The organism is Maribellus sediminis, assembly GCF_011799805.1.
In the GTDB taxonomy this organism is placed as follows: domain Bacteria; phylum Bacteroidota; class Bacteroidia; order Bacteroidales; family Prolixibacteraceae; genus Draconibacterium; species Draconibacterium sediminis_A.
The window spans coordinates 1,214,716-1,238,002 of the sequence record NZ_WXUB01000002.1 but is presented as its reverse complement, the minus strand read 5'-3'; the positions used below and the strand labels follow the sequence as shown (position 1 = coordinate 1,238,002).

22 protein-coding genes are annotated in these 23,287 nt (G+C 41.9%); 12 read left to right on the top strand and 10 right to left on the bottom strand.

What is annotated here, in order from left to right; translation table 11 throughout:
* Positions 1 to 5: 5 nt before the first annotated feature.
* Together hutH and hisS are read right to left on the bottom strand one after the other, a co-directional pair.
* Positions 6 to 1,514, bottom strand: coding sequence for a histidine ammonia-lyase (hutH, locus tag HFD85_RS11450; RefSeq protein WP_167609311.1), 1,509 nt, complete (start codon positions 1,512 to 1,514; stop codon positions 6 to 8).
* Between the two features lie 204 nt (positions 1,515 to 1,718).
* A complete protein-coding gene (gene hisS, locus HFD85_RS11445; RefSeq protein ID WP_167609308.1) occupies positions 1,719 to 3,080 on the bottom strand; it encodes a histidine--tRNA ligase in 1,362 nt (453 codons plus the stop codon).
* Between the two features lie 145 nt (positions 3,081 to 3,225).
* Between hisS and HFD85_RS11440 the strand changes: the two genes are divergently transcribed.
* Positions 3,226 to 3,687 (top strand): GAF domain-containing protein, encoded by a 462-nt coding sequence (locus tag HFD85_RS11440; protein ID WP_167609305.1) that lies wholly within the window; start codon positions 3,226 to 3,228, stop codon positions 3,685 to 3,687.
* 8 nt (positions 3,688 to 3,695) lie between these two features.
* Here the strand turns inward: HFD85_RS11440 and pelA are convergent, their stop codons facing one another.
* A complete protein-coding gene (gene pelA, locus HFD85_RS11435; protein ID WP_167609302.1) occupies positions 3,696 to 4,865 on the bottom strand; it encodes a pectate lyase in 1,170 nt (389 codons plus the stop codon).
* Between the two features lie 243 nt (positions 4,866 to 5,108).
* Between pelA and HFD85_RS11430 the strand changes: the two genes are divergently transcribed.
* From HFD85_RS11430 to HFD85_RS11395, 8 genes are all read left to right on the top strand, one after another.
* Entirely contained in the window at positions 5,109 to 6,569 is a 1,461-nt protein-coding gene (locus HFD85_RS11430; protein WP_167609299.1) for a tryptophanase, read from the top strand.
* 151 nt (positions 6,570 to 6,720) lie between these two features.
* Positions 6,721 to 6,939 carry a PLDc N-terminal domain-containing protein gene (locus HFD85_RS11425; protein WP_167609296.1) on the top strand — a complete coding sequence of 73 codons (219 nt, stop codon included), beginning with the start codon at positions 6,721 to 6,723 and terminating at the stop codon, positions 6,937 to 6,939.
* A gap of 32 nt (positions 6,940 to 6,971) precedes the next feature.
* Positions 6,972 to 8,465 carry a serine hydrolase gene (locus tag HFD85_RS11420; protein WP_167609293.1) on the top strand — a complete coding sequence of 498 codons (1,494 nt, stop codon included), beginning with the start codon at positions 6,972 to 6,974 and terminating at the stop codon, positions 8,463 to 8,465.
* Between the two features lie 115 nt (positions 8,466 to 8,580).
* The gene (locus HFD85_RS11415) at positions 8,581 to 10,017 is read left to right on the top strand and encodes a carbohydrate porin (RefSeq protein ID WP_167609290.1); all 1,437 of its coding nucleotides are present in this window, start codon (positions 8,581 to 8,583) and stop codon (positions 10,015 to 10,017) included.
* Between the two features lie 80 nt (positions 10,018 to 10,097).
* On the top strand, positions 10,098 to 10,829 hold the full coding sequence (gene rluF, locus HFD85_RS11410) for a 23S rRNA pseudouridine(2604) synthase RluF (protein WP_167609287.1): 732 nt from the start codon (positions 10,098 to 10,100) through the stop codon (positions 10,827 to 10,829).
* A gap of 121 nt (positions 10,830 to 10,950) precedes the next feature.
* Positions 10,951 to 11,526 (top strand): protein kinase family protein, encoded by a 576-nt coding sequence (locus tag HFD85_RS11405; RefSeq protein ID WP_167609284.1) that lies wholly within the window; start codon positions 10,951 to 10,953, stop codon positions 11,524 to 11,526.
* Positions 11,527 to 11,612: 86 nt separating this feature from the next.
* Entirely contained in the window at positions 11,613 to 12,209 is a 597-nt protein-coding gene (gene msrA / locus HFD85_RS11400; protein ID WP_167609281.1) for a peptide-methionine (S)-S-oxide reductase MsrA, read from the top strand.
* 10 nt (positions 12,210 to 12,219) lie between these two features.
* Positions 12,220 to 12,624, top strand: a complete 405-nt coding sequence (locus HFD85_RS11395; RefSeq protein WP_167609278.1) for a YciI family protein — start codon at positions 12,220 to 12,222, stop codon at positions 12,622 to 12,624.
* Between the two features lie 286 nt (positions 12,625 to 12,910).
* On the opposite strand, the gene HFD85_RS11390 is transcribed toward HFD85_RS11395, so the two are convergent.
* Positions 12,911 to 13,279: a YccF domain-containing protein gene (locus HFD85_RS11390; RefSeq protein ID WP_167609275.1), complete on the bottom strand. Its 369-nt coding sequence runs from the start codon at positions 13,277 to 13,279 to the stop codon at positions 12,911 to 12,913.
* A 326-nt stretch (positions 13,280 to 13,605) separates the two neighbouring features.
* Between HFD85_RS11390 and HFD85_RS11385 the strand changes: the two genes are divergently transcribed.
* Complete coding sequence (locus tag HFD85_RS11385) at positions 13,606 to 14,016, top strand: secondary thiamine-phosphate synthase enzyme YjbQ (RefSeq protein WP_167609272.1); 411 nt, start codon at positions 13,606 to 13,608, stop codon at positions 14,014 to 14,016.
* Between the two features lie 17 nt (positions 14,017 to 14,033).
* Here the strand turns inward: HFD85_RS11385 and HFD85_RS11380 are convergent, their stop codons facing one another.
* A complete protein-coding gene (locus tag HFD85_RS11380; protein WP_167609269.1) occupies positions 14,034 to 14,945 on the bottom strand; it encodes a metallophosphoesterase family protein in 912 nt (303 codons plus the stop codon).
* Between the two features lie 202 nt (positions 14,946 to 15,147).
* Between HFD85_RS11380 and HFD85_RS11375 the strand changes: the two genes are divergently transcribed.
* Entirely contained in the window at positions 15,148 to 15,414 is a 267-nt protein-coding gene (locus HFD85_RS11375) for a cupin domain-containing protein (RefSeq protein WP_167609267.1), read from the top strand.
* Positions 15,415 to 15,476: 62 nt separating this feature from the next.
* Positions 15,477 to 16,802 (top strand): alpha-L-fucosidase, encoded by a 1,326-nt coding sequence (locus HFD85_RS11370; RefSeq protein WP_167609265.1) that lies wholly within the window; start codon positions 15,477 to 15,479, stop codon positions 16,800 to 16,802.
* Positions 16,803 to 16,869: 67 nt separating this feature from the next.
* Here HFD85_RS11370 and HFD85_RS11365 read toward each other — a convergent pair whose 3' ends face one another.
* From HFD85_RS11365 to HFD85_RS11345, 5 genes are all read right to left on the bottom strand, one after another.
* Positions 16,870 to 20,136 carry a UvrD-helicase domain-containing protein gene (locus HFD85_RS11365; RefSeq protein ID WP_167609262.1) on the bottom strand — a complete coding sequence of 1,089 codons (3,267 nt, stop codon included), beginning with the start codon at positions 20,134 to 20,136 and terminating at the stop codon, positions 16,870 to 16,872.
* Between the two features lie 511 nt (positions 20,137 to 20,647).
* The gene (locus HFD85_RS11360) at positions 20,648 to 21,193 is read right to left on the bottom strand and encodes a hypothetical protein (protein ID WP_167609259.1); all 546 of its coding nucleotides are present in this window, start codon (positions 21,191 to 21,193) and stop codon (positions 20,648 to 20,650) included.
* A gap of 72 nt (positions 21,194 to 21,265) precedes the next feature.
* Positions 21,266 to 22,144 (bottom strand): 4-hydroxy-tetrahydrodipicolinate synthase, encoded by an 879-nt coding sequence (gene dapA / locus HFD85_RS11355; RefSeq protein WP_167609256.1) that lies wholly within the window; start codon positions 22,142 to 22,144, stop codon positions 21,266 to 21,268.
* Positions 22,141 to 22,659, bottom strand: coding sequence for a DUF6913 domain-containing protein (locus HFD85_RS11350; protein ID WP_167609253.1), 519 nt, complete (start codon positions 22,657 to 22,659; stop codon positions 22,141 to 22,143). The genes dapA and HFD85_RS11350 overlap by 4 nt, the downstream gene beginning before the upstream one ends.
* Before the next feature lie 15 nt (positions 22,660 to 22,674).
* Positions 22,675 to 23,250 carry a hypothetical protein gene (locus HFD85_RS11345; RefSeq protein ID WP_167609250.1) on the bottom strand — a complete coding sequence of 192 codons (576 nt, stop codon included), beginning with the start codon at positions 23,248 to 23,250 and terminating at the stop codon, positions 22,675 to 22,677.
* Between the last annotated feature and the right edge of the window lie 37 nt (positions 23,251 to 23,287).

Below are 23,287 nucleotides of genomic sequence, written 5' to 3'. Positions count from 1 at the left end.
TTCCGTTATCGCGCTAAACGCTTGGTTTTAGTGTGATTCAGAAAATCAAACGTTTTATTAATGCCGACATACATCAGTGTATCTTCTTCCACAAAACTCACGGTTTTACGGTAGTCTTTCAGAAAGTTTTCGAGGAAGGGCGATGTCTTAATAGGCCTTCTAAAATCCATGGCCTGCGCTGCATTGTACAATTCTATAGCCAGAATCTTTTCTGTGTTTAGTGCCACTTTTAAAGCTTTTGTAGCGGCATTCCCACCCATACTCACATGGTCTTCCTGTTCGTTCGATGATGGAATTGAATCCACAGAAGCCGGCGTACACAACTGCTTGTTCTGGCTTACGATAGAAGCCGCTGCATATTGCGGGATCATAAATCCTGAGTTCAGTCCCGGGTTGGCCACAAGAAATTCCGGAAGTCCACGTTCTCCGGCAATTAAGCGGTAAGTTCTTCTTTCCGAGATGCTTCCGAGTTCGCTAAGTGCCATGGCCAGGAAATCAAGCGAGAGTGCCAGTGGTTCGCCATGGAAATTACCACCCGAGATGATCAGGTCTTCATCCGGAAATACAGTTGGATTGTCGGTTACCGAATTGATCTCGGTTTCAATAACCTTCGAAACGTATTTCACTGCATCCTTTACTGCACCGTGCACCTGAGGAATACAGCGGAAAGAATAAGGATCCTGAATATGTTCTTTATGCCGGGCCTGCATTTCGCTGCCGGCCAGTACATGTCTGAAGTTTTTGGCTGTTTCAGTTTGTCCTTTATGAGGCCTGATTCGTTGAATATTCTCCGAAAAAGGTTCGATCAGTCCATCAAAAGCATCTAGCGAAAGGGCTCCGATAATATCTCCCTGATCGATAATCCGGAAAGTTTTCAAAAGCGTGTATACTGCATGAGCACTCATAAACTGTGTGCCATTCAACAAGGCTAATCCTTCTTTGGCGCCCAATTTTACCGGTTGCCACCCGAATTTCTCCAGAACTTTTTCAGATGTTGTTTTTTGTCCCTCAAAATTTACTTCTCCCAAACCGAGCAAGGGCAGGAACAACATGGCCAATGGTGCCAGATCGCCGCTGGCTCCAAGAGATCCCTGTTCGCGAACGATCGGTAAAATGTTATTATTGAAAAGATCGAGAATGCGCTGAACGGTGATCAGCTGAACGGCTGAATTTCCTTTTGAAAGTGCATGAGCTTTTAATAAAAGCATCAGTTTTACAACGTCGGCCGGAACTTCCGGGCCAACATTACAGGCGTGCGACACCACCAGGTTTTCCTGTAGTTTACTGAGGTCCTCTTTTGAAATTTCAATGTCGCAAAGTGCACCAAACCCAGTGTTAATGCCGTAAAGTGGTTTTTCAGCACGCTCGAGTTTCTGATCGAGGTATTTCTTGCTTTTTTGTATCAGTTCGATGGAAATATCGGAAAGAACCAGTTTTACATCGTTCTCTAATATATCCTGAATTATTGAATAGGTGAGATTGTTCGGAGTGATTTCGAAAATGCGTTTTGCCATAATTTTAAAGGCTGAATGATAAATGTTGGAATTTAAATTACTCAAATACAGAAGTTTGCATCAAATAAGATTGTGAGAATTTTGATGCAGAGAGGAATAGCATTTCAGGGGAAGCGAACATCGCCTCCCAATACTTTTGCTGCCCTGTTTAGAATTGAGTTATTCATTCTATCATTTTATCGCAAGATCGATCAGATTGAACTTTTAAGAAAGGATTTTTATCAGTTCTTCAGAACTTACCAGCTGTTGTTCACCGCTTTTCATGTTTTTTAAAGTGAACTTTTTAGCGGTTATTTCATTATCGCCGGCCAGAATCACATAAGGAATATTTTTCCTGTTGGCATAATTCATCTGCTTTTTCATTTTGGCGCTTTCCGGGAAAATTTCGGCATTAACACCGGCTTTCCGCAGTTCGCTAAGAACAGGTAAACAATAGGCTTCTTCTTTTTCGCCGAAGTTGGCAAAGAGTGCCTTTGTAGTTTCCAGCGATTCTTCTGGGAAAAGATCGAGCTGGGTAAGTACATCGTAAATCCGCTCGGCACCAAATGAAACTCCAACACCCGAAACATCAGGCATACCAAAAATGCCGGTCAGGTCGTCGTAGCGGCCACCTCCGCAAATACTGCCAATTTGTACATCTTTCGATTTTACCTCGAAAATAGCGCCGGTGTAATAATTTAATCCACGGGCCAGCGTCAAATCAAGTTCCACTTCGGTTTTCAAATCGAAGTTTTCAATGTAGGCAAACAAAGTCTGCATTTCAGAAATACCTTTTGCTCCAACTTCAGTAGTTCCGATAACCGTAGCAATTTGTTCCAGTTTTTCTGCTGTGCTGCCTTCGAGTTTTAAAATTGGCTGCAGTTTTTCAACTGCAGTTTCCGAAATACCTTTTTCAAGCATTTCAGCATTTACTTTTTCAAGCCCGATTTTATCCAGCTTGTCGATGGCAACCGTGATGTCAACAATTCGATCGGCTTCGCCGATAGCTTCGGCAATTCCGGCGAGTATTTTACGGTTGTTGATTTTAACTACGGTGTTGATCTGTAGTCGTTCGAATACATTGTCGATGATCTGAACCAGTTCCAGTTCGTTGAGCAAACTGTCGCTGCCGATTACATCAACATCGCACTGATAGAACTCTCGGTAACGTCCTTTTTGCGGGCGATCGGCACGCCAAACCGGTTGAATCTGGTAGCGTTTGAAAGGGAAAACAATGTCGTTGCGGTACTGAACCACATAGCGAGCAAAAGGCACAGTCAGGTCGTAGCGCAATCCTTTTTCAGAAAGCTTTGTGGTGAGTTTGTTCGAGTTTTTCTCATCCAGCATTTCCTGTGGCACTTTCGAAATAAAATCTCCCGAATTCAGAATCTTGAACAGCAGTTTATCACCTTCTTCGCCGTACTTTCCCATCAATGTTGATAGGTTTTCCATTGCCGGCGTTTCAATCGGTTGAAATCCGTACAAACGAAAAACGTCTTTGATGGTATCGAAAATATAGTTACGTCTCACCATTTCAACAGGTGAAAAGTCGCGGGTACCTTTGGGTATCGAAGGTTTTTGTGCCATGTTCATTCTAATTTGGGCGCAAAAGTAAGGAAAAAGAACAAAATGAGACGAACGACTTCTTTAAAAGGATGTCATCTTTTGGAAAGAAGACATCCCTCTTCTGACAATTTTTTGTTATTTCGTGCTGAGATTCAAGTAAACAATTATGGAAGATAGCAAGAAAGACGGCCGCTACGGCCGCTTATATAAACAACTTAGTGAGCTGGTAAAGAAAAGCGATAATGCTTCAGCGCGCATGGCAACTATAATTGCCGTGCTTCACCATAAAATGGATTATTTTTTCTGGACTGGCTTTTACCTGATCGCCGATGGTAAAATGACGGTGAATATGTACCAGGGACCTGTTGCCTGCCAGATTCTTGAAAAAGATAAAGGCGTTTGTTGGGCTTCTTATAATCAGCAGAAAACGCTGTTGGTAGAAGACGTACATCAGTTTCCTGATCACATTGCCTGCGATTCACGTTCAAATTCAGAAATAGTTGTGCCGTTCAAAAATAAGGCCGGCGAGATTATCGGTGTGCTGGATATCGACAGCAAAGACCTAGCTTCTTTTTCAGAAGTTGATGCCCGTTGGCTTGAAAAAATTCTGGAGCTGGTTTGGGAATAATTTCGTAGTCAATTTTCTATTACATTTTCTTTTATCCCGGTGCGTTTCAACCAATCGGGATAAGCATTTAATACATACTGCGGAGCATGGGTATACCATCCATAGCCAACTCTTCGTTCGCGGCTGACTTCGGCCATGGAATACAAAAACTTGCTGTTACGATCGCAAAACAATGGTCGCTCGGTTTCCAGTTCATAATAACGTGTCCAGATCGGCGGAGCGGAAGGATCATTTACAACACGCTTGTCTTTTGTAATCGTTGTAAAAGGTGTTTCTTCTGTTGGTGCATCAAACCATTCAATCCGGGTGTTGAAAATCCGCGAATCGGCAAACCATTTCACCGCACCCTGGATGGCGTTTATCACACGCTTATCTGGTTTTTCGAGCTGCATCAGAAAAAAGACAATCGGTACACTTTCGCCATTACAAATTGAAGGCGGCTCGTAAGCCCGCGCCCAGGCAGGTTTTAAAGTAATTTCATCATGCTGCTGGCACCAGGCCGTTAATTTCCACTGGTCGGTGATCTGACAATCCAGAATGCAATCAATTCCTTTTTTATAGGCAGCTTCTAATTGATGTCTTAAAGCTGTTGGCAGAAAAGCAAACTCAGAAGAATCCGCAGCCACTTTTTTCAACAGGTTCATAATTCCCATGTAGGCACCGTCGTTAAAAGTAATGTGCCGGCTGTAATTATCCTGAAGCGGGTAATATTGCGGCCAGCCTCCGTTTTTGTATTGGGCGTCGAGGATAAACTGAAATCCTTTTAAACAGGCTTCTTTGTATTTTTCTATTTTTGTTTGTGAATAAACTTGGGCAAGATAATTCACCTGCGTGTATGAAGTTCCGTTGTCAAAAGTGGTATGAAGCTCATCTTTGGTTTTTAGCAGGCGTTGTTTTTGTTTTTCAGTCAGGATTGCCTGCATATCGTAATTTTTTGGCCATCCTCCGTTTTTGCGCTGGTAGAGCAGCATGTTATCGGCAATTTGAGTGATTTGTGTCGGTTTATACCGTTGCTGATCGGGTAAGGGATCGATAATGTTGTTTTTGCCCTTGATCCGGTACCAGTGGTCGGAACTGCTGGAGAACGGTCGCAGGTCGAAAGCCTTTTCACTGTAATTTTCCTGTGCACTGGAGTTTATTCCAAATGATATGAGCATCAGTATCAAAAGTGTTCTCATCCAGTAGCTTCCAATTTGTGATTATCAAATTTATCAAAATTTTGAACACCTTATCGGAGAATGGCTAATTCATTATTTTATGTGCTTCGGAAGTTCTTTGAGATTGGTTTTAACTAATTATTTGTTTTGAACGATTATAAATTTCTATTGTAAGATCAAACATATTGTAAGAAATACATTGATTTCAATTTGAAGATTTTATATTTAGAAAATTGTTATTTCGAAACTAAAAACCAATAAAAAATGACGAACCAGAGCAACGCCATAAAATTTTACAGTGGCGAACAGATTCCAGTGGAACAACACAAAGTACGTATCGTACAAAAATTATTTTTAAAACCTGTTGAAGAAAGAAAGGCTGCCATGGAAGGGGCCGGTTTTAATACTTTCCTGTTAAATACAAAAGACGTTTTTCTTGACATGTTGACCGATTCTGGTACAAATGCCATGAGCGACAACCAGATTTCATCGATGTTGCAGGCCGACGACGCTTATGCCGGTTCGCAAAGTTTTTATCGCATGGAAGCCGCTGCACGCGAAGTTTTTGGAAAGCATTACGTTTTACCTGTTCACCAGGGCAGGGCTGCCGAAAACATCGTTTCGCAGGCTTTTATCAGTCAAGGCGAAGTAATTCCGATGAACTACCACTTTACAACTACCAAAGAACACATGGAGTTGAACGGTGGTAAAGTGTTAGAGATTTATGCTGATGACGCATTGGATATCAAGAGTTCCAAACAGTTTAAAGGAAACATTGATATTGATAAACTGAATGCTGTTTTTGAAAAATATGGCAAAGAGAAGGTGGCATTTGTGCGTATGGAAGCCTCAACCAACCTCATTGGCGGACAACCTTTCTCGATGCAGAACATGCGCGATGTTCGTGCCGTTTGCGACAAAAACGACACAATGATGGTACTCGATGCCAGTTTGATTGGAGAGAATGCTTTCTTTATTAAACAACGCGAGGAAGAATTTAAAAATGCCGAGATAAAAGATATTTTGCTTGAAATGTGTGGCTATGCCGATTTAGTGTACTTCTCAAGCCGAAAAGTAAGTTCTACTCGTGGTGGTGGCATTCTTACCAATAGTGAAGAACTCTACCTGAAGATGCGCGACCTGCTGGTACTGTACGAAGGATTCCTTACCTACGGTGGTATGTCTGTACGCGAAATAGAAGCTATGGCGGTTGGTTTACTCGAAACCTGCGACGACACCGTTATCAGTCAGTCACCTTCTTTTATCAAATATGCAGTGGATAACCTGGATGCCGCAGGTGTTCCGGTAATTACGCCTGCAGGTGCTTTGGGCTGTCATATCGATGCGATGGGCTTTTTAAGCCATGTACCTCAGGAACAATATCCGGCAGGCGCTTTGGCAGCCGCTCTTTATATTGTTTCAGGTATTCGCGGAATGGAACGCGGAACTGTTTCGAGCGTTCGCGATGAAAACGGCAATGATATACTCGCCGATGTTGAATTATTGCGTCTGGCTTTCCCACGCCGCGTATTTACGCTTTCGCAAACCATGTACGTTATCGACCGTGTAAAATGGTTGTACGATAATCGTGAACTGGTTGGTGGATTGCAGTGGGTGGAAGAACCACCGTTACTGCGTTTCTTTATGGGGCGTTTGGAACCAATTGGCGACTGGACCGAAAAACTGGTAGCAAAATTCAGAGCCGATTTTGGCGATTCGTTATAAATTATTCAATCAATCAATACGGTTCAGAGAGGAGATCAGATTTGGTCTCCTCTTTTTGTTTATTCTTATGAGTTTGTAGTATTATAATTATATTTATCGGACAATGAAAATATGATTCATTCTAAACATGCCAACTTTTAAACTATAGATTATGATTCTACTTGGTTTTATCGGACCTCAGGAACTTATTATGATCCTGATCATTTCATTATTCCTGTTCATTCTACCCATTATTGCTTTAGTCGATATTATTAGAAGCGAGTTCACGGGCAACAATAAAATTGTATGGGTGCTTATTGTTATTTTCTTTAATATTATAGGCTCAATTCTTTATTTTCTGATGGGAAGAAATCAGAAGGTAAAAAACTAAAACATACGATATAACAAACTATTCGCAACATTATGAAAAGTTCATTGCTCTTGCTTTTCGTGTTTCTGACAACTTTGTTACACGCACAGCAAGTTGATCTGGAAAAACTGGATAACTATTTCGAAAAAGCACTTGCCGATTGGGGAACTCCAGGAATGAGTGTGGCGATTGTAAAGGATGGCGAAACAGTATTCAGTAAAGGATATGGATTGATGGAAGTTGGAGAAGACAAACAACCTGACGGAAATTCCCTTTACGCTATCGCTTCAAACTCAAAAGCATTTACATCCTATATTATCGCTCAATTGGTTAATGAAGGTAAGCTGGACTGGGACGACAAAGTGAAAAAATACCTGCCGTATTTCGAGTTGTACGATCCCTGGGTGAGTAATGAAGTGACCATAAAAGATTTGTTGTGCCACCGGGTTGGGCTCGGAACTTTTAGCGGTGATGTCATTTGGTATAAATCCGACCTTACTTCAGAAGAAGTAATCAGGCGAATAAAATACCTCGAACCGGCTTACGATTTCCGCGACGGTTTTGGTTATTCCAATGTAATGTTCATCACTGCCGGCGAAGTCATCAAACAGGTTACCGGCAAAACGTGGGGGCAAAACGTTCAGGAACGTATTCTCGACATTGTTGGAATGGACCGCACCGTTTTTTCATTATCAAAGCTCGATGCAGTTGGGAATTATGCCACTCCGCATGCTTTTGAAAACGATAAGAACATTCCGATTCCTTATACAGATTGGGAAGAAGTTGGTGCCCTGGGTGGCCTGATTTCCTCCGTTAATGATATGGCGAAATGGATGAGTTTCATGATGAGTGCAAAAAGCATTGCCAAAAACCAGCTTTGGAAAATGCAGAACAGTTACGCGGTTAATCGCAACGACCGCAACGATTTTAACATGCATTTTAGCGGTTACGGACTTGGTTGGGGCTTATCGGATTATTACGGGCGTTTGCGTGTTAGCCACACCGGCGGTTACGATGGAATGATCTCGGCAGTAACCATGATACCGGACGAAAAGTTAGGTGTGGTTGTGCTTTCAAACGGAATGAATCCGCCAACAATGGCCGTAACTTATTATGCCTTGAATGCATTTTTGGACGAAGAGGAAAAAGACTGGTCGGCCGAAATGCTTAAGAAAAAGCTGGAGCGCAAGACTAAGGACACCCGTGTTGACGACCGAATGGCGAGTCGCGTTGAAGGAACTACTCCTTCGCTGGAGCTCGAAAAATATGCCGGAACCTATAAAGCTGCTATTTACGGAAATATTGACGTGAAATTGGAAGACGGTTCATTACGCATGTATTTCGAACATTCTCCCGAACTCTCAGCAACTCTGGAACACTGGCATTACGATGTGTGGAAGCTTGACTGGGACAACACGCACGCCTGGTTTAATTTCGGAACGGTTAAATTCAATATGGATAATAACCTGAAAATAACCGGAATGGAGTTCGATGTGCCAAACGACGATATCTTTTTCGAAGAACTTAAACCTGTACGAATCGAATAATTTCCGCAGACTGATAATGAAACTGAGTTGAGACTGATATTAACGGGCGCATGATTCGTATTTTTTGCTGATTTCGCTGTATATTGTTCAGTAAATCAATAAAATTAATCGTACCGTGAAATCTCGAGGCGTTTTATTTCTGATCGCTATTCTTTATTTATCATTGACACAATCGCAGGCACAGGTCACTTATCAACCAAAAAATAGTGATGGCTTTTCAATTGGATCATACGGAAGGGTAGGAGTAGACTGGAGTTTTGAAAATGGTGGCTCCATTGGCCGGCGACTAAACCTGAATAACATGGGAAGCATCGGTGGCCGGATGGAAGAGCAGGATTACCTGGAAGTGGCTCCTATATTTCTTTTTAAGCCGTTTAAAGCGGATGATCCAACACAGATAAAAGTGCAGACGCGACTATCGGTGTATTCAAGGAGCCTGGCACTTTTCGGAAACTCTTCAACCAGTAGCCTTGGCGGATTAACCATAGCTTTGCCCGAAATTTACGCCGAAGCCAGTAATATTAACGGAAAAGACCTGACACTTTGGATTGGTTCGCGTTTTGACAGGAAAGGCGAAGTTCAAATTGCCGACCATTTTTATTTTGATGACCATTCTGGACAGGGATTTGGAATCGGAATTAAAAACACGCGTTTCAGTTCGATCTTTGTTTCATCCACTGACACTACTTCGGATGTTCCTCCATATTTCTTTTTAAACATTGGCGATGGAGTTGCCAATATTGCACTGCGTCAAAGGGTGGTGTTTGTGCTCGAACAGGATATAGATATTTCGGAAAGCAGTGTTCTGACCGGGATGTTCGAATACCACCGAATGGGAGATGTACAAAACGATGAAGTACCTACTCCGTATGACGAGGAATCAGGCATAATTTTAAATTATCCTTCGGATTACGGGCTTGTTTTTGGCTTGAAATGGAATACATCTATCAGTAAAACCGATCCTGTTGCTTTTAATCATTTTAGCGTTCGCTATGGTACACGTTTGGCCAATGGCGGCGATGGTGGTCATTCAAAAACCTGGATGACTTTCGGGGCTCCCGATCTGGAAAAACTGAACTTTGCTGGCGCATATTCCTTATCGCTGGTTGATGAGGTCAAATTCGATTTAAATGAAAACAACAACCTGAACGCTTATCTGATCTATACACAAAGTAAAGGAGCCGCTGACAGCAATGGAAAAGCCAAGACTTACCTGGGCCGGGAAATCTATAACCGGAAAAAGGATTTTTCGGTTGGCTTTCGGGAAACATATTTTGTCAATCCTAAGTTTCACTTTTTAAGTGAGTTGCATTACAGCATGCGAAAGGATGGGGAAGATGATACGTATTCGTTTCAAAAGATAAGCCTGGCACCAACGTTTGTTCCAACCGGGATGAAAAGTACCGGCGCACGACCGCATTTCCGCTTTGTGTGTTCGGTGGCTCATTATAACAACGCTGCAAAGGAAAATTTGTATTCTCCCTATCTTCAGTTTGTCGGCAAAAAAAACTGGGGTTACTATTTTGGTGTTAAAATGGAATGGTGGATTTAAAACCTGTTTTCAACACTTTTAAATTTTAAAAACTACAGTTACAGATACTTTATGCTCCGATTTGTTAGCTTTGCTAAGTCATGGAAACAAAACGTTTAAATAAGGCCATTTCAGAAACAGGATTTTGTTCGCGAAGGGAAGCCGATCGCCTGATAGAAGCCGGAAAAGTAAAGGTGAACGGGACTGTTGCAGGTCTTGGAGTTCAGGTTACACGAACCGACAAAATAGAGGTAGAAGGTAAATTAATCACGAAAGAAGTTGAGAATATTTACCTGGCCTTTAATAAACCGGTCGGGATTATTTGCACAACGGATACTTCCATTCGCGATAATATCATCGATTTCATAAAATTTCCGGAACGTATATTCCCAATTGGCAGACTTGACAAACCAAGTGAAGGTTTGATTTTTCTGACCAACGACGGAGATATCGTAAACAAAGTATTGCGTTCGGGTAATAATCACGAAAAGGAATATATTGTAAGTGTAAACCGGAAAGTCACCCAGACTTTTGTTCGTCAAATGTCGGAAGGAGTACCAATTCTTGAAACGGTTACAAAAAAATGCAAGGTTGAACGCATCAGCGATTATACCTTCAGAATAGTTTTAACACAAGGATTAAACCGGCAAATCAGAAGAATGTGTTCTTACCTGGGCTACGAAGTTACCCGGCTGCAACGTGTTCGAATTATGAATATAAATCTCGACGGCATTAATGTGGGTGAATATCGACATTTTACTGCCAGCGAAACCGAAGAAATTAATCGTTTGGTGGCGAATTCCGACAAAACAATGGATGCGTCATTCGATTAAAACGTACACGAGCTATCGGTTCCCTTAACTTTTTAAAGCCGATTCTTTATTGTAAAGAACCGCTAAACCGATGTAACCTAAATTTGTTGTATTTTCGGGTGTTAAAATCAGAAATCAATACATGAAACTCAGTCCTCGGATACAATTTCTAGTAAAAAACGGATTAAAAGGCCTTGCCTGGATGGCAGTGTTGCTGGCTTTTTATTTTCTTTTTAGGGAATTGGTGTTGTCGCATGCCCCCGATGAGTGGATCGCCCGATTCTATGCACGACCAGGTGTTATTTACCTGATTTATGCAGCATCCGAGTTCTTCTTTGGAATTATCCCACCTGAATTGTTTATGATCTGGGCCATTAACAAAGCGGATGCCCTGCACTATTTGTATAACCTGGCTTTTTTTGCTGTGGTTTCTTATTTAATGGGGTACCTGAATTTTCTGATTGGCCAATTCCTGAATAAGAATGAAACGTTCAATATCTGGAAAAAGAAGGTGTTAAAAGACCCCGAAAAGCAGGTTCGAAAATACGGCATTTTCCTGATTATTGTAGCCGCTCTCACGCCACTTCCCTGGTCAGCAGTCAGCCTTCTTATTGGCTCGGCCGGATATCCTTCGAAACGCTACCTGAAATATGCCTTGTTTCGCTTTCTGCGTTTTGCGGTTTACGGTTACATTGTTTATCAAACCCATCAGATTTAAGTTCTGTACATCCTAATCTTGTACTAATTATCCCCGGCCACAAAACATCCAGACCCATGTTTTGTTATTTTCAATAAAGGAGAATCATGAAAGCGATAGCTCTATTCTTATTTATTTTTATTTCATTGACAGGCATGGCAAAGAATCTGGAAAAGGCCACATTGGGTGGTGGGTGTTTTTGGTGTACAGAAGCGGTTTACCTCGAGCTAAAAGGAGTGGTTGATGTAAAACCCGGATACAGTGGCGGGGATGTAAAGAATCCGAGTTACAAAGAAGTTTGTACGGGAACAACGGGGCATGCTGAGGTAGTGCAAATCACTTTCGATCCGGAAGTGGTGAGTTACAGCGAAATTCTGGAGGTGTTTTTTATGACACACGACCCGACAACCTTAAATCGCCAGGGAAATGATGTGGGAACACAATACCGTTCCGTCATTTTTTATCACAACGAAAAGCAAAAGGAAGTTGCTGAAAAAGTGATCATACTTTTCAAAGATGAGCAAGTTTACGATAAACCAATTGTAACCGAGGTGGCTCCGTTTGATACTTTTTATGTGGCCGAAGATTATCACCTGAACTACTACAACAGGAACAAATCGCAGGGCTACTGTCAGTTCATTATAACGCCGAAACTCGAAAAGTTCAGAAAGATCTTTAAAGACCAGTTAAAAAATCAACATTAATCGATAAAGTATGAAGTACATATTCTTAATGTTCCTTTTGCTGGTTGTAACCGGAATTGTGAATGCTCAGGATCAGCGCGAATTTTCCTACACCGAGGGGGACACTACTTACACCATGAAACGTTATGTTTTTATGTTGCTCAACAAGGGAGAAACCCGAAGTCAGGATTCTGTTGAAGCAGCTAAAATACAGGAACAACATTTGGCGCATTTGAATACACTGGCCGAATCGGGTAAACTAATTGTTGCCGGGCCATTTGATGGCGGTGGCGATCATCGTGGCTTGCTGATCTTCGACGTGGAAACCGTGGATGAGGCACTCAAACTGGAAGCAGAAGATCCGGCAGTTAAAAAAGGCCGCTTAAGTATGGAAGCATTTTATTGGTGGGGAGCTAAAGGAACAGTTATTAAGTAAGTTCAGAGTTTAAAGTTCAGGGTTCAGAGAACAGTCGCAGTATTCAGTCGCAGTCGCAGATTCAAGAATATTTAAGTATAATAGCATTCAGGCATTTCAGCATTCAATCCCTCAATCCTTCATTCCTTCAGTTGGCAGTAGGCAAAGTTGCAGTAGGCAAACACAGTCTCTGAGTTAAGCCTCAATAATCAGAAGCGATTTAAGCATTCTGGCATTAAAGCATTTACGCATTCGATTGTTCACTCCTTCAATTTGACACTCCATCAAACCTTCAGTCCTTCAATTCTCACACGAGTCTTCTTCCAAACGGAGTCAAAGCCAGTGAAGCCATTTTAAAGTGTTGTCGCGCCCACGGAATTCCGATGATGGTGATTCCCAGCAGCAATCCAAACAAAACGTGGGTCAGCATGATCCAGATACCGCCAATAAAAAACCAAAGAATATTCATGATGGTTGATAAACAGCCCGGAGCATAATCCATGTATTCAATTTTCTGACCAAAGGGCCAAAGGGCCAATACACCAAGTTTGAACGATTGAATACCAAACGGAATACCTACCATTGTAACACAAAGTGCCAGGCCGGCCAGCATGTATTCCAGAAAAATGGCGAAACCACCAAAAACCAGCCAGATAATATTACCTAGAAATTTCATTCAGCAAGAATAATGTTGCGTTTTTACTTCTGCGATTCTACGTTCAGATTTTTTGTGTGCAGGCAATGTTCCGCTCTGTTGTACATATACAGGCGGGTAATCACTGCAGCTGTAATTGTAATAATTAAAATTAACATCTTGTTTTCTTTTTATGGCTTTAATGGTTTTAAAATTACTTCTAAATCGGAACAACTTTCAAATTAATAAGACGAACGAAACTATTTTCTAGGTAAACAGAGGATACTTGGGTGCAAACTTATTTGGAAGCATTTTTGGGCTTTCTTCCGTTCATTAAAGTTATTATTTTTAGGCCAAAAGTTTTAGTAATGATCAGGCAAAAAGAGATTACACTTCCACGGTTTCGAAGAGGTTACCATTTAATTACCCGGATGATAGAAGATGAACTACCGGAGCTGCCCGAACAAGGCCTGTTGCACATTCTGGTGAAGCACACTTCGGCGGGAATTACCATCAACGAAAATGCCGATCCAACAGTGCGGACCGACTTCGAGAATTTTATTAATAAAATGATCCCTGAAGATGATCCGGTTTATATTCATACTTATGAAGGGAGCGACGATATGCCTGCACATTTAAAATCTTCGGTAATTGGTGCAGAAGTAACTATTCCTATTACCAATCACCGTTTAAATTTGGGAACCTGGCAGGGGATTTATTTTTGTGAGTTTCGCGATTATGGGGGTAGCCGTCGGATAGTGCTGACCGTGTACAGCTAAGAAATAACCCTTATTCTTTACTTAGCCACTACCCAGCCGTAATCAACATATTCCCAGCTAAATTGGTCGCCTGAAACATCGATCTTCACAAAACCTTCTTCCATGCCAAAATTAGGCCCGGTCCACCACTGTGCTGAAATTGCTCCTCCGGTAATGTAATGAATACCATTGTATTCAATGTCCTCCAAAAAGTGAAGATGTCCTTGCAATACCAGCTTTGTATTGTATTGTTCCAGGATTTTGATAACATCGTGGGCGTTGGTAACGATCGTGTTTTCCAACATGCCTTGTGTGGGGCTTTCCATAATTTGAGAACCGATACTTAGCAATGGAATATGAATGGAAACGACCACCGGTTTTTCTTTTCCATTCCTTTCGAGATCATTTTTCAACCACTTGAGCTGCTCAACGTCGACATGACCATAATAGTGACGGTCGTCGGTGAATCCGATTCCGTCGAGAACAACAAAGTGCCAGTTTTTATGATCGAATGAGTAATACCTTTTAGCAATCCGTTTTTCATAAAATTTTTTCCCGTATTCCGGATGATTCGGATCAACTCCGCTTTTTTTGTACAGACCGAAAACATCGTGGTTGCCTATTGTCGAGTACAACGGCATAGTAAGTTTTTCTATGGTTGAGCTGAAGAGGTGAAATGCACTGTCGCTTTTTTCATATGTTTGGGCAATTGCATCCATTATATTATCACCGCCGGTTAAAACAAAATCGGGCGCCAGTTTGTTGATGCTGTCGATTGCCTGAGAAAACCCTTCAACGGCATTATATTCTTCGGTTAAATGAATGTCAGTAACAAAGACGAAGGAGAAAGTGTCGCTTTCTTGTATGGTATCTGTTGTTTGTTTTGCTTGGGAATGCGAAATAAATAGAATAGTTAATATGCTGATTAATAGTGTTTTTAGTGCTTTCATTTATTTTGAATTATTCATTGTTTGTGCGAATATACAGTGATGCTATAAATCCGATGGTAAATAACAATAAAATTATAATTAATCTTTAAATTTGTTTTCGGATTAATAAAGAGTGAATAACAAATAATTGTTCATTACGAGTTAATCCATTACTTTTTAAAACGACTAAAGGTAAAATTTAAAAATAAGCAATTCAGAAGAAATGAAAATTGAAGTCACACAATACACCCAGGAAGAACTGGAAGAAGAAGGCGTATTTGACTGGCCAATTTGGGAGAGGGATGAAGAGAAATTTGATTGGTATTACGGTCAGACAGAGTTGTGCTATATTCTGGAAGGTGAAGTTACGATTACTACTGAATTCGAATCGATCACAATTAAGGCAGGCGATTTTGTGACTTTTCCCAAAGGCCTCGAGTGTGTCTGGGACATTCAATCTGCCATAAAAAAGCACTATTCATTCGAATAGTTATTGTTGTTTTAAAATTTTTTACAAAGTTTGCATAGAAAACAGAACTTATTTACAATTCTATGCGAAAAATTATCTTTTTACTAGCCGGTATTTTACTTACCAATCTGGTTTTTGCTCAGGAAACTGAAGCCGAGAAGGAAAAACGTATGCAATGGTTTGAAGATGCCAAGTTGGGCATATTTATTCATTGGGGCATTTATTCGGTAAATGGAATCGACGAAAGTTGGTCGTTTTTTAACGATTATATTTCGTACGACGATTACATGAAACAATTAAATGGTTTTACTGCCAGTAAGTACGATCCGGCAGCCTGGGCAAAACTGATTGCCGAAAGTGGTGCCAAATATTCGGTGCTTACCACCAAACACCACGATGGTGTTGCGCTTTGGGATACGCATTGCGGCGATTTAAGCGTTGTGAAAAAGACACCTGCCGGTAAAGATCTGGTAGCTCCCTTTGTAAAAGAACTGCGTAAAAACGATGTAAAAGTGGGTTTGTATTATTCGCTTTTAGATTGGTCGCACCCTGATTATCCGAACAAAACACGAGAGATAAAACGCTACAAGGAGGATTCAGTAAAATGGAATCGCTTTGTGGATTTTAACTTTTGCCAGTTGGAAGAATTATCGAAACAATTCAAGCCCGACCTGTATTGGTTTGATGGCGACTGGGAGCAATCGGCAAAAAAATGGAAAGCCAAAGAACTGAGTGAGGACCTGCGAAAATGGAATAAAAATGTTATTCTGAACAGCCGTATTCAGGGCTATGGCGATTACGCCACACCTGAACAGGGACTTCCCGTTACTCGTCCCGACAGCCGCTACTGGGAGCTGTGTATGACCACAAACGATAGCTGGGGTTACCAACACAACGATCACAATTACAAAACACCGAACCAGATCATCCGCATTTTAGTGGAAACGATTAATAAAGGCGGAAACCTGTTGCTCGATATCGGTCCGAAATCGGATGGAACAATTCCTGAAGAACAGGTGACTATTTTGAAAGAACTTGGCCGCTGGACCAATAAACATGCCGAGGCGATTTACGGAACCCGCGCGGGAATTCCATACGAGCATTTCTATGGACCAACAGCTTTGAATCAAAAGGGAGATATCCTGTATTTGTATGTTCCGCACAAACCCAACGGGCCACTGATGTTGAAGGGAATCAAGAACAAGATCAACCGCATGTGGGTGGTTGGTAACGGTACAAAATTGAACTGGGACGTTAAAATGAAACAATACTGGAGTGCTGTTCCCGGAATTGTGTACATCGATGTGCCCGAGAAAGTGCTCGATCCGGAAGTGACGGTAATCGCCGTTTTACTCGACGGAAAAGTTGATCTCTACCGCGAACACGGTCAGGTGATCGAAAGCAACTAAAAAAATGATAAAGGATTCCATCCGTCATTTGCCGGATGGAATCCTTTATCAACGTCCCAAACGGTTTCTAAAGCTCACACACTTTTTCTACTTCGTTGGAGCTTAAATACCACAAATAACCACTTACATTTTTTAACCCGGTATCTTTCAGGGTTTGGGCATAGCGCTCGATTTGCCGGTTGTATTTTGTCGGGATTTTTTCACCCGTTTTGTAATCCACCACAACCGCTGAATCACCCGAGATCATAATTCGGTCGGGGCGAAGAAGCGTTGAATTACTCAACAAATCGTGCTCGTTCAACACCTCAAAAGAGCCGTCGAACCACGATTTAACGGTATCTAGTTGAAGATTTTTACTTATGGATTGTTCAATGGTTCGGTATTCTTCGTCGTTTATTTTTCCTGCTTTTAATGCCTGCAAACACGCCGGGGCAACATCTTCCGATGTTTCAATTGCCGACAGTATTTCATGAATAATTTTCCCGATATTCTTTTCCGAATGTTGTTTGTCGCTTTCCAACAAAAAGTCTTCGCCACTCAGGCGCAGCTTTATGCGTTCCGAAAAATCGTTGAAGGCATATTTGCCAATTAACAAGGTCTGGTTTTCATCTGCTTTTTTCGGCTCAGCTTTGAATGAACCGTACTCAAATGTTTTAGTTTCGGAATCCAGTCCCTTTCCATATTTATCGGTGATGACGGAGTTTTGCAGGGCACTGTAAAATAAATAATCCATGCTGGTGGATTCAGATTCCGTTCCGTCTCTTTTTAGCTTTGGTTGCGGCGAGTTGACGATAAGCACTGATTTGGCACGCGTGAATGCTACATAAACCAGGTTTAATGTATCGATGTAATTATTGACTTTTTCTTCGAAGTAGATCGGTGCAAACTCCGATTCTTTCATGGTGTTTCCAGACTGGATTGGAAGCAGCGGGAACTGGTTAAAAGGCGAACTCTGCGGTTCACACCAAAGAATTGGCATTTGATTGGCACCGGGCTCGGTGTTCCAGTTGAAAAAGGGGAGCAATACTGCCTTGTATTCGAGGCCCTTTGATTTATGCACCGTCAGCAAGCGGATTGAACTCACTTCTTCATTCACATTCACCGAGGTTTTGTAGCCTTTTTCGTTCCACCAAAGCAAGAGGTTCGACAAATCGTTTGAAAGTGATGATTTTAATTCTCCGGCTTTGTCCATCAGCGTTTGAACAAAGGGCAATTCGGCTTCCAGCCTGAAAATGCCTGTTTGAGAAGCGATCTGTGTCACGGCTTCATCGAGTGAGGCCAGCAAAACTTTTGAGCGTATATTTTCAAGAAGTTCGCCAAGTTCAAGCTCAAATTCGGCTTCAAAATCTTTGCTTAATTTCCATGTTTCAGGTTGATCAAAAAGCGATGGTTGTTGAGCTTCAGCTTTATTTAACACAATTCCTTTTGTTTGAAGTTGTGGCTTCAACCAGCTTTGCCACATAAAAAGCAAGGTGGCTTTCGCTATTTTATCGTCGGGATCGACAAGGAATTCAAGCATGTGAACGATAAAAAGTACCCCTTTTGAAGCATTCAAAAACAGCGACTCGTTCGATAGTACCGACAGGTTGTAATTCTTATTCCCGGGAAGTTTCGCCGCATTCAGAAAAGCTTCAATGATTTTCGTTCCTTCGCTGTTCTTCCGAATCAGAATAGCGATTTCTTCCGCACTGATTCCCTGGTCCTGTAACAGTTTTACCTGCTCAACCAGCTTTTGTGTCGTCAGTTCTTCAAAATCTTCAGGCTCAAGAAAATTAGCCTGAATAAAACCGTTTTGTGGCGCATCCGGATTTCCGGGTTGCTGCAGGTGCTCGTTGTAAATCGTTTTAAAGCGCTGAAGATGCGATTCGCTTTCCCCAATTTCACTGAACAGCCGGTTCTCGAATTCAGCCACAAAAGCTTCAATGATCGTGTTGTTGAATTCAATAATGTTCCGGTCGCTCCGGAAATTGAATTTCAAGGTTTCGTCTTTTAGCTGATCCGCTGTAAATTCAGTATAAAGCTTCTCGGCCAGAATGTTCCAGTCGCTGTTCCTCCAGCGGTAAATCGACTGTTTCACATCGCCAACAATCAGGTTGTCGTTTCCTTCGGCGAGCGAGTTAATCACCAGTGGTCTGAAATTCTGCCACTGCAAACCCGATGTATCCTGAAACTCGTCGAGCATAAAATGGTGGTAGTAATTCCCTATTTTTTCGTACACAAAGGGTGAATCGCTTTGCCCGATAATTTTGCTCAGCAAAAGATTTGAATCCGACAGTGGCAGAATTCCTTTTTCGTGTAACAGGTCCTTAATTTCCTCCTTTAAATCGATAAGAATACCAAGCGTTCGTATTTGTTTCAATACGGCAATGGCAGTATTGTATCGTGCAAAATTTTGATCATAGTAAGTAATGATTTCCTGAAGAACGGGCAGCAGACTGTTTTCCACAACACGTACAATATCCTCGCGGTATTTTTTTGATTGAGCTACCCATTTCTCGGCATCTTCAGCTGCATTTCTTACGGTATTGGTAAAATTAGGCTGATCGCCATTTGCCAGCTTCACCAGGAATGCACCCACACTGCGACTGGCACCACCCGAAAAATCGGCAGGTGTTAGTTCTGCTTTTTCCATTTCAGTAACCGCCTGATTGCCCTTGTTTTTAAGTGTAGCCTCAAAGGAAGTTTTCACCTTCTGCACATCTTTTACAAAGATTTGAAGGTTTTCGCGGGTATAAACGGTTTCGCCGTCTTCGGGGAAGAACACCTGGAAACGTTCTTTAAAAAGCTCGATTCCCAGCCGTTTGATATCGGCATCGAGCTGCTGGCTAAAATTCTCCTCAATACGTTCGCGGCTGTATTCTCGTAACCAGTCCAGGAGGTTCTTGTCTTCACCAATCTTCGCAAACAGACGTTGAACAGCTTCCTCCAGGATCATATCTGTATCGAGTTCCAAGGTGAAATTCGGCGAAATTCCCAGCTCGCGGTTAAACGATTTAATCACTTTTTGCGTGAAGGAATCGATGGTGTTAATGGAAAAACGGTTGTAATCGTGTAATATATTTTTCAGAACCTGCTGAGCACGCGATCGAATGAATTGTTCGGAATAATCGGTTTCTTTCTGAATCTGCTGAATGGTGGCCGAATCTTTCCCGATGGCAATAAAATTAAGTTGCTCCAGAATACGGCTCTTCATTTCGTTGGTGGCCTTGTTGGTAAAGGTAACCGCCAGTATATGCCGGTAATTAAACGGATTTTCCAGAATAAGTTTGAGGTATTCAACAACCAAACGAAAGGTTTTTCCCGAACCGGCAGAAGCTTTGTAAACAGTCAGCATTCGAAAGTTTAATGTTTAAAGTATAGGGTTTAAAGATAATGAAAAGTTCAGTTTTCAGTCTCCTTCAAGCTCTATCAATCTTTTCTCAATCTCCCATCAATCACTCGTTCTCTAAGTAGGCAATTGGCAAACTTAAGTTGGCACAATTCTTCGTTTCGGATTAAGTGCCGAAAATTTATAATTGGATTCTGGATGGACGATGCGCGGAAATTTGAGATCCCTCTCCGTCAGTTGACGGGTCGGGATGACAAATATTGAGTATGTTTCGACCGCGCTATTTTTTATTTCTTCAAATAGTGAAGATCAAGCGCGGCTTAAGAAGAACTTTTCTTGTCATTCCGAAAGAGGTATTGCCTGTCCCGATAATTCGGGAACTGAGGAATCTGTTATGTAATCTTTCAACTTGTGGATTTGTGACATTCTATCTCGGATCAATCTCCTTCAATCTGCATCAATCTGCATCAATCTCCTTCAATCCCTCCGTCCTTCAATCCTTCCGTCCTTCAATCCTTCAAAATCCCGGAGGTGGGGGAGGTCCCTGTTGCTGCCCAACACTTACACGGGTTTCAATTTTAAAGTTCTTTGAAACCTTGTACTGCATAAACATGGTAGAACCATACGAATCGAAATTCCCGTTTTGCCGGTTCGGCAGAGGTGCCGTCATAATGGAGTTGGCTCCGTAACTGAATCCTCCAATGGTAAGTTTATCGTTCAGTTTTGTAGACGAGCCTCCAAAAATTTGCGCATTTGAATAAAATGGTGAGATCATTCCAAGCGACATCGACGGGATGTAGTTGATCTCCGGCATTTTTAAAACGCTGGAATTTACCGTGTACCGGTTCATATAGCCTTGTTCGATACTTAAAGGAACAGGCTGAAGCTGGTACATCAGGAAATCGGGATTCGTAATTACGCTTTCATTCAGCAAAACCGATGGCGCTGGCTGCACCGTATTCAGGTCAACCGAATCTTCTTCGGGAAGCATGAGCTGCAGTCCCTGCTGCGCAAATGTCCCCAAAGTAAGAAGCACCAGTATTGCGGTAATAAACGTTCTCATCGTTTTTTATAACGACGCAAATGTACAAATGTTTACCAATCGAATAGTTGCTTTGGGGTTAAAAAGCGTTAACTACGATAGTTTGTTGTAGGTGGCTCTTATCTCTTCGTACAGCTCGTCGCTGATTTTATAGAGCGGTGAGCGCAACACGTTCTCGACTGTTTCCTGGATGTTCATCAGCGCTTTTACACCGCCAGGATTTCCTTCTTTGAACATGAGTTGGAACATTTCAATCAACTCATAATGCAACTTGCGAGCTTCTTCGTAATTGTTTTCCAAAGCCAGGTGCATCAATCTGCTGAGTTTAGCAGGTAGTGCGTTGGCAATTACCGAGATTACGCCTTTCCCGCCAATCGATGAAACAGTAAGCGCCAAGAGATCGTCACCCGAGATCAAGGTAAAATTATCAGGTGTGTATTTCAGGATCTTGGTCATTTGCGAATGTTCGCCCGACGCTTCCTTAATGGCCACAATGTTGTCGGTTGCGGCAGTCAGTCGCGCTACCGTTGTTGCTTCGAGGTTAACCCCTGTTCGCGACGGTACGTTATATAAAATTACCGGAACCGGGCTTGCTTTGGCCACTTCGAGGTAGTGGTGATACATGCCTTCCTGCGATGGTTTATTGTAATACGGCGTTACCACCAGAATTCCGCTAATTCCGTTAAAATTGAATTTGTCGATGTGTTTTAAAATCGTGCGGGTATCGTTTCCGCCCATTCCGGCAACAACCGGAAGTCCCTGCGATTTATCCTTAACCAGCTCTACAATGTTGGCCTTTTCTTCGGCGGACAGGGTGGCAGTTTCGGCAGTTGTGCCCAAAGCCACCAGATAATCCATTCCTCCTTTTACCTGATTTTCAACTACAGTTTCAAGTGCTTTGTAATCAACATGTTTTTCTTTGGTGAACGGTGTAATCAAAGCTACTCCGGCACCAGTAAAAAGCTGGCTCATTTGCTATTATTTTTATTTAGCTGCGCAAGATAGAAAATTTGTTGCTTGACCAGGAACATCATGTCCTGATTTTCGCCAATATTAATATTCAGATCGAAGTGATTTTGTTCATCCGGCGACCAGCCAATTTTAAAATCGGCCTGTGTAAGCGAAGTAATATAGTCGAGTACAAAATTTTGTTGCAGGGCGATATTCAGCAGCACATCAAAGTGGGCCTGCATAAAATCCTGGGTTTTTTCAGGTTTCGGAATGCCCCACCAGTTAAGGTCGGCAGTGGTAAGCGTATTGTTTGCCGAAACCGGGTTGCTCAGCTCGTCGAATACACAGTAGGTGCGAAATACAACGTGATTTTTATTGAAATAATTCCGCAAATAAGTCACCGCTTCTTTTTGATGCGGTTGCCATATCACCCCGATCTTTTTTATTTCGTCGATGTTTCGAATAACCGGAGTTCGGTTGATTTTAGCAAGTTCCTGCTTAAGTTTCCAGGTGCGGTATTTTTCTTTGATCCCCATTGGCGTTATTCCGTCTTATTTGTTTTTTTTCTTTTTTGTTGGTTTGCAATCCTGGCAAAAATCGCTTAGCTTTTCCAATTCCTGCAATACCCAAGTGTGCCAACTGGCAATTTCTTCTGCGTTTGAACCATAGAAAGTTTCGTCCTGAACCTGGGTAAGCAGTTTATTGTGCTCAGCGGTTACCTTTTCGTACAATACCGACGGCCCTTTGGTGAGTAGGGTGCTTCGTTCTTCGAAAAACTGTTGCCTTAATTTTCGGGCCTGAAGTTCGTATAAATTGAAAATAAGTTGCTGATAAGCAAGAAATCGTTTTGTGGTAGGCTCATCTGCCTTGTCAATATACGAAGCATCGCGCTGAAACTGGCTGACCACATTCTTATTGAGATTTCGGGTAGTGATCAGGTTTAATCCGCCAAATTCGTAGGATGTTGAAAAACTGCCCGAGGCACTTTGCAGTTGACTGTTGTCCGGTGCTTGAGCCTGAAAATCTTCAACCTTTAGTTGATAGTCTTCCGACCAATCCAGCATATTTTGTGCGTTCGTAATTAATGCTGAGAATGCAAGAAGAACAATAAATAAAAGGTTTTTCATTAGGACTGTCATCGATCTTATATTATGAAAAGCAAAT

Bases quoted from the DNA above. Each gene is read 5' to 3' on its own strand.
- HFD85_RS11380 (WP_167609269.1), bottom strand. From the start codon at position 14,945: ATGAAAGCACTAAAAACACTATTAATCAGCATATTAACTATTCTATTT.
- HFD85_RS11370 (WP_167609265.1), top strand. From the start codon at position 15,477: ATGCGAAAAATTATCTTTTTACTAGCCGGTATTTTACTTACCAATCTG.
- HFD85_RS11390 (WP_167609275.1), bottom strand. From the start codon at position 13,279: ATGAAATTTCTAGGTAATATTATCTGGCTGGTTTTTGGTGGTTTCGCC.
- hutH (WP_167609311.1), bottom strand. From the start codon at position 1,514: ATGGCAAAACGCATTTTCGAAATCACTCCGAACAATCTCACCTATTCA.
- pelA (WP_167609302.1), bottom strand. From the start codon at position 4,865: ATGAGAACACTTTTGATACTGATGCTCATATCATTTGGAATAAACTCC.
- HFD85_RS11440 (WP_167609305.1), top strand. From the start codon at position 3,226: ATGGAAGATAGCAAGAAAGACGGCCGCTACGGCCGCTTATATAAACAA.
- HFD85_RS11345 (WP_167609250.1), bottom strand. From the start codon at position 23,250: ATGAAAAACCTTTTATTTATTGTTCTTCTTGCATTCTCAGCATTAATT.
- HFD85_RS11405 (WP_167609284.1), top strand. From the start codon at position 10,951: ATGAAACTCAGTCCTCGGATACAATTTCTAGTAAAAAACGGATTAAAA.
- msrA (WP_167609281.1), top strand. From the start codon at position 11,613: ATGAAAGCGATAGCTCTATTCTTATTTATTTTTATTTCATTGACAGGC.
- HFD85_RS11385 (WP_167609272.1), top strand. From the start codon at position 13,606: ATGATCAGGCAAAAAGAGATTACACTTCCACGGTTTCGAAGAGGTTAC.
- hisS (WP_167609308.1), bottom strand. From the start codon at position 3,080: ATGGCACAAAAACCTTCGATACCCAAAGGTACCCGCGACTTTTCACCT.
- HFD85_RS11425 (WP_167609296.1), top strand. From the start codon at position 6,721: ATGATTCTACTTGGTTTTATCGGACCTCAGGAACTTATTATGATCCTG.
- HFD85_RS11430 (WP_167609299.1), top strand. From the start codon at position 5,109: ATGACGAACCAGAGCAACGCCATAAAATTTTACAGTGGCGAACAGATT.
- dapA (WP_167609256.1), bottom strand. From the start codon at position 22,144: ATGAGCCAGCTTTTTACTGGTGCCGGAGTAGCTTTGATTACACCGTTC.
- HFD85_RS11350 (WP_167609253.1), bottom strand. From the start codon at position 22,659: ATGGGGATCAAAGAAAAATACCGCACCTGGAAACTTAAGCAGGAACTT.
- HFD85_RS11360 (WP_167609259.1), bottom strand. From the start codon at position 21,193: ATGAGAACGTTTATTACCGCAATACTGGTGCTTCTTACTTTGGGGACA.
- HFD85_RS11365 (WP_167609262.1), bottom strand. From the start codon at position 20,136: ATGCTGACTGTTTACAAAGCTTCTGCCGGTTCGGGAAAAACCTTTCGT.
- rluF (WP_167609287.1), top strand. From the start codon at position 10,098: ATGGAAACAAAACGTTTAAATAAGGCCATTTCAGAAACAGGATTTTGT.
- HFD85_RS11420 (WP_167609293.1), top strand. From the start codon at position 6,972: ATGAAAAGTTCATTGCTCTTGCTTTTCGTGTTTCTGACAACTTTGTTA.
- HFD85_RS11395 (WP_167609278.1), top strand. From the start codon at position 12,220: ATGAAGTACATATTCTTAATGTTCCTTTTGCTGGTTGTAACCGGAATT.
- HFD85_RS11375 (WP_167609267.1), top strand. From the start codon at position 15,148: ATGAAAATTGAAGTCACACAATACACCCAGGAAGAACTGGAAGAAGAA.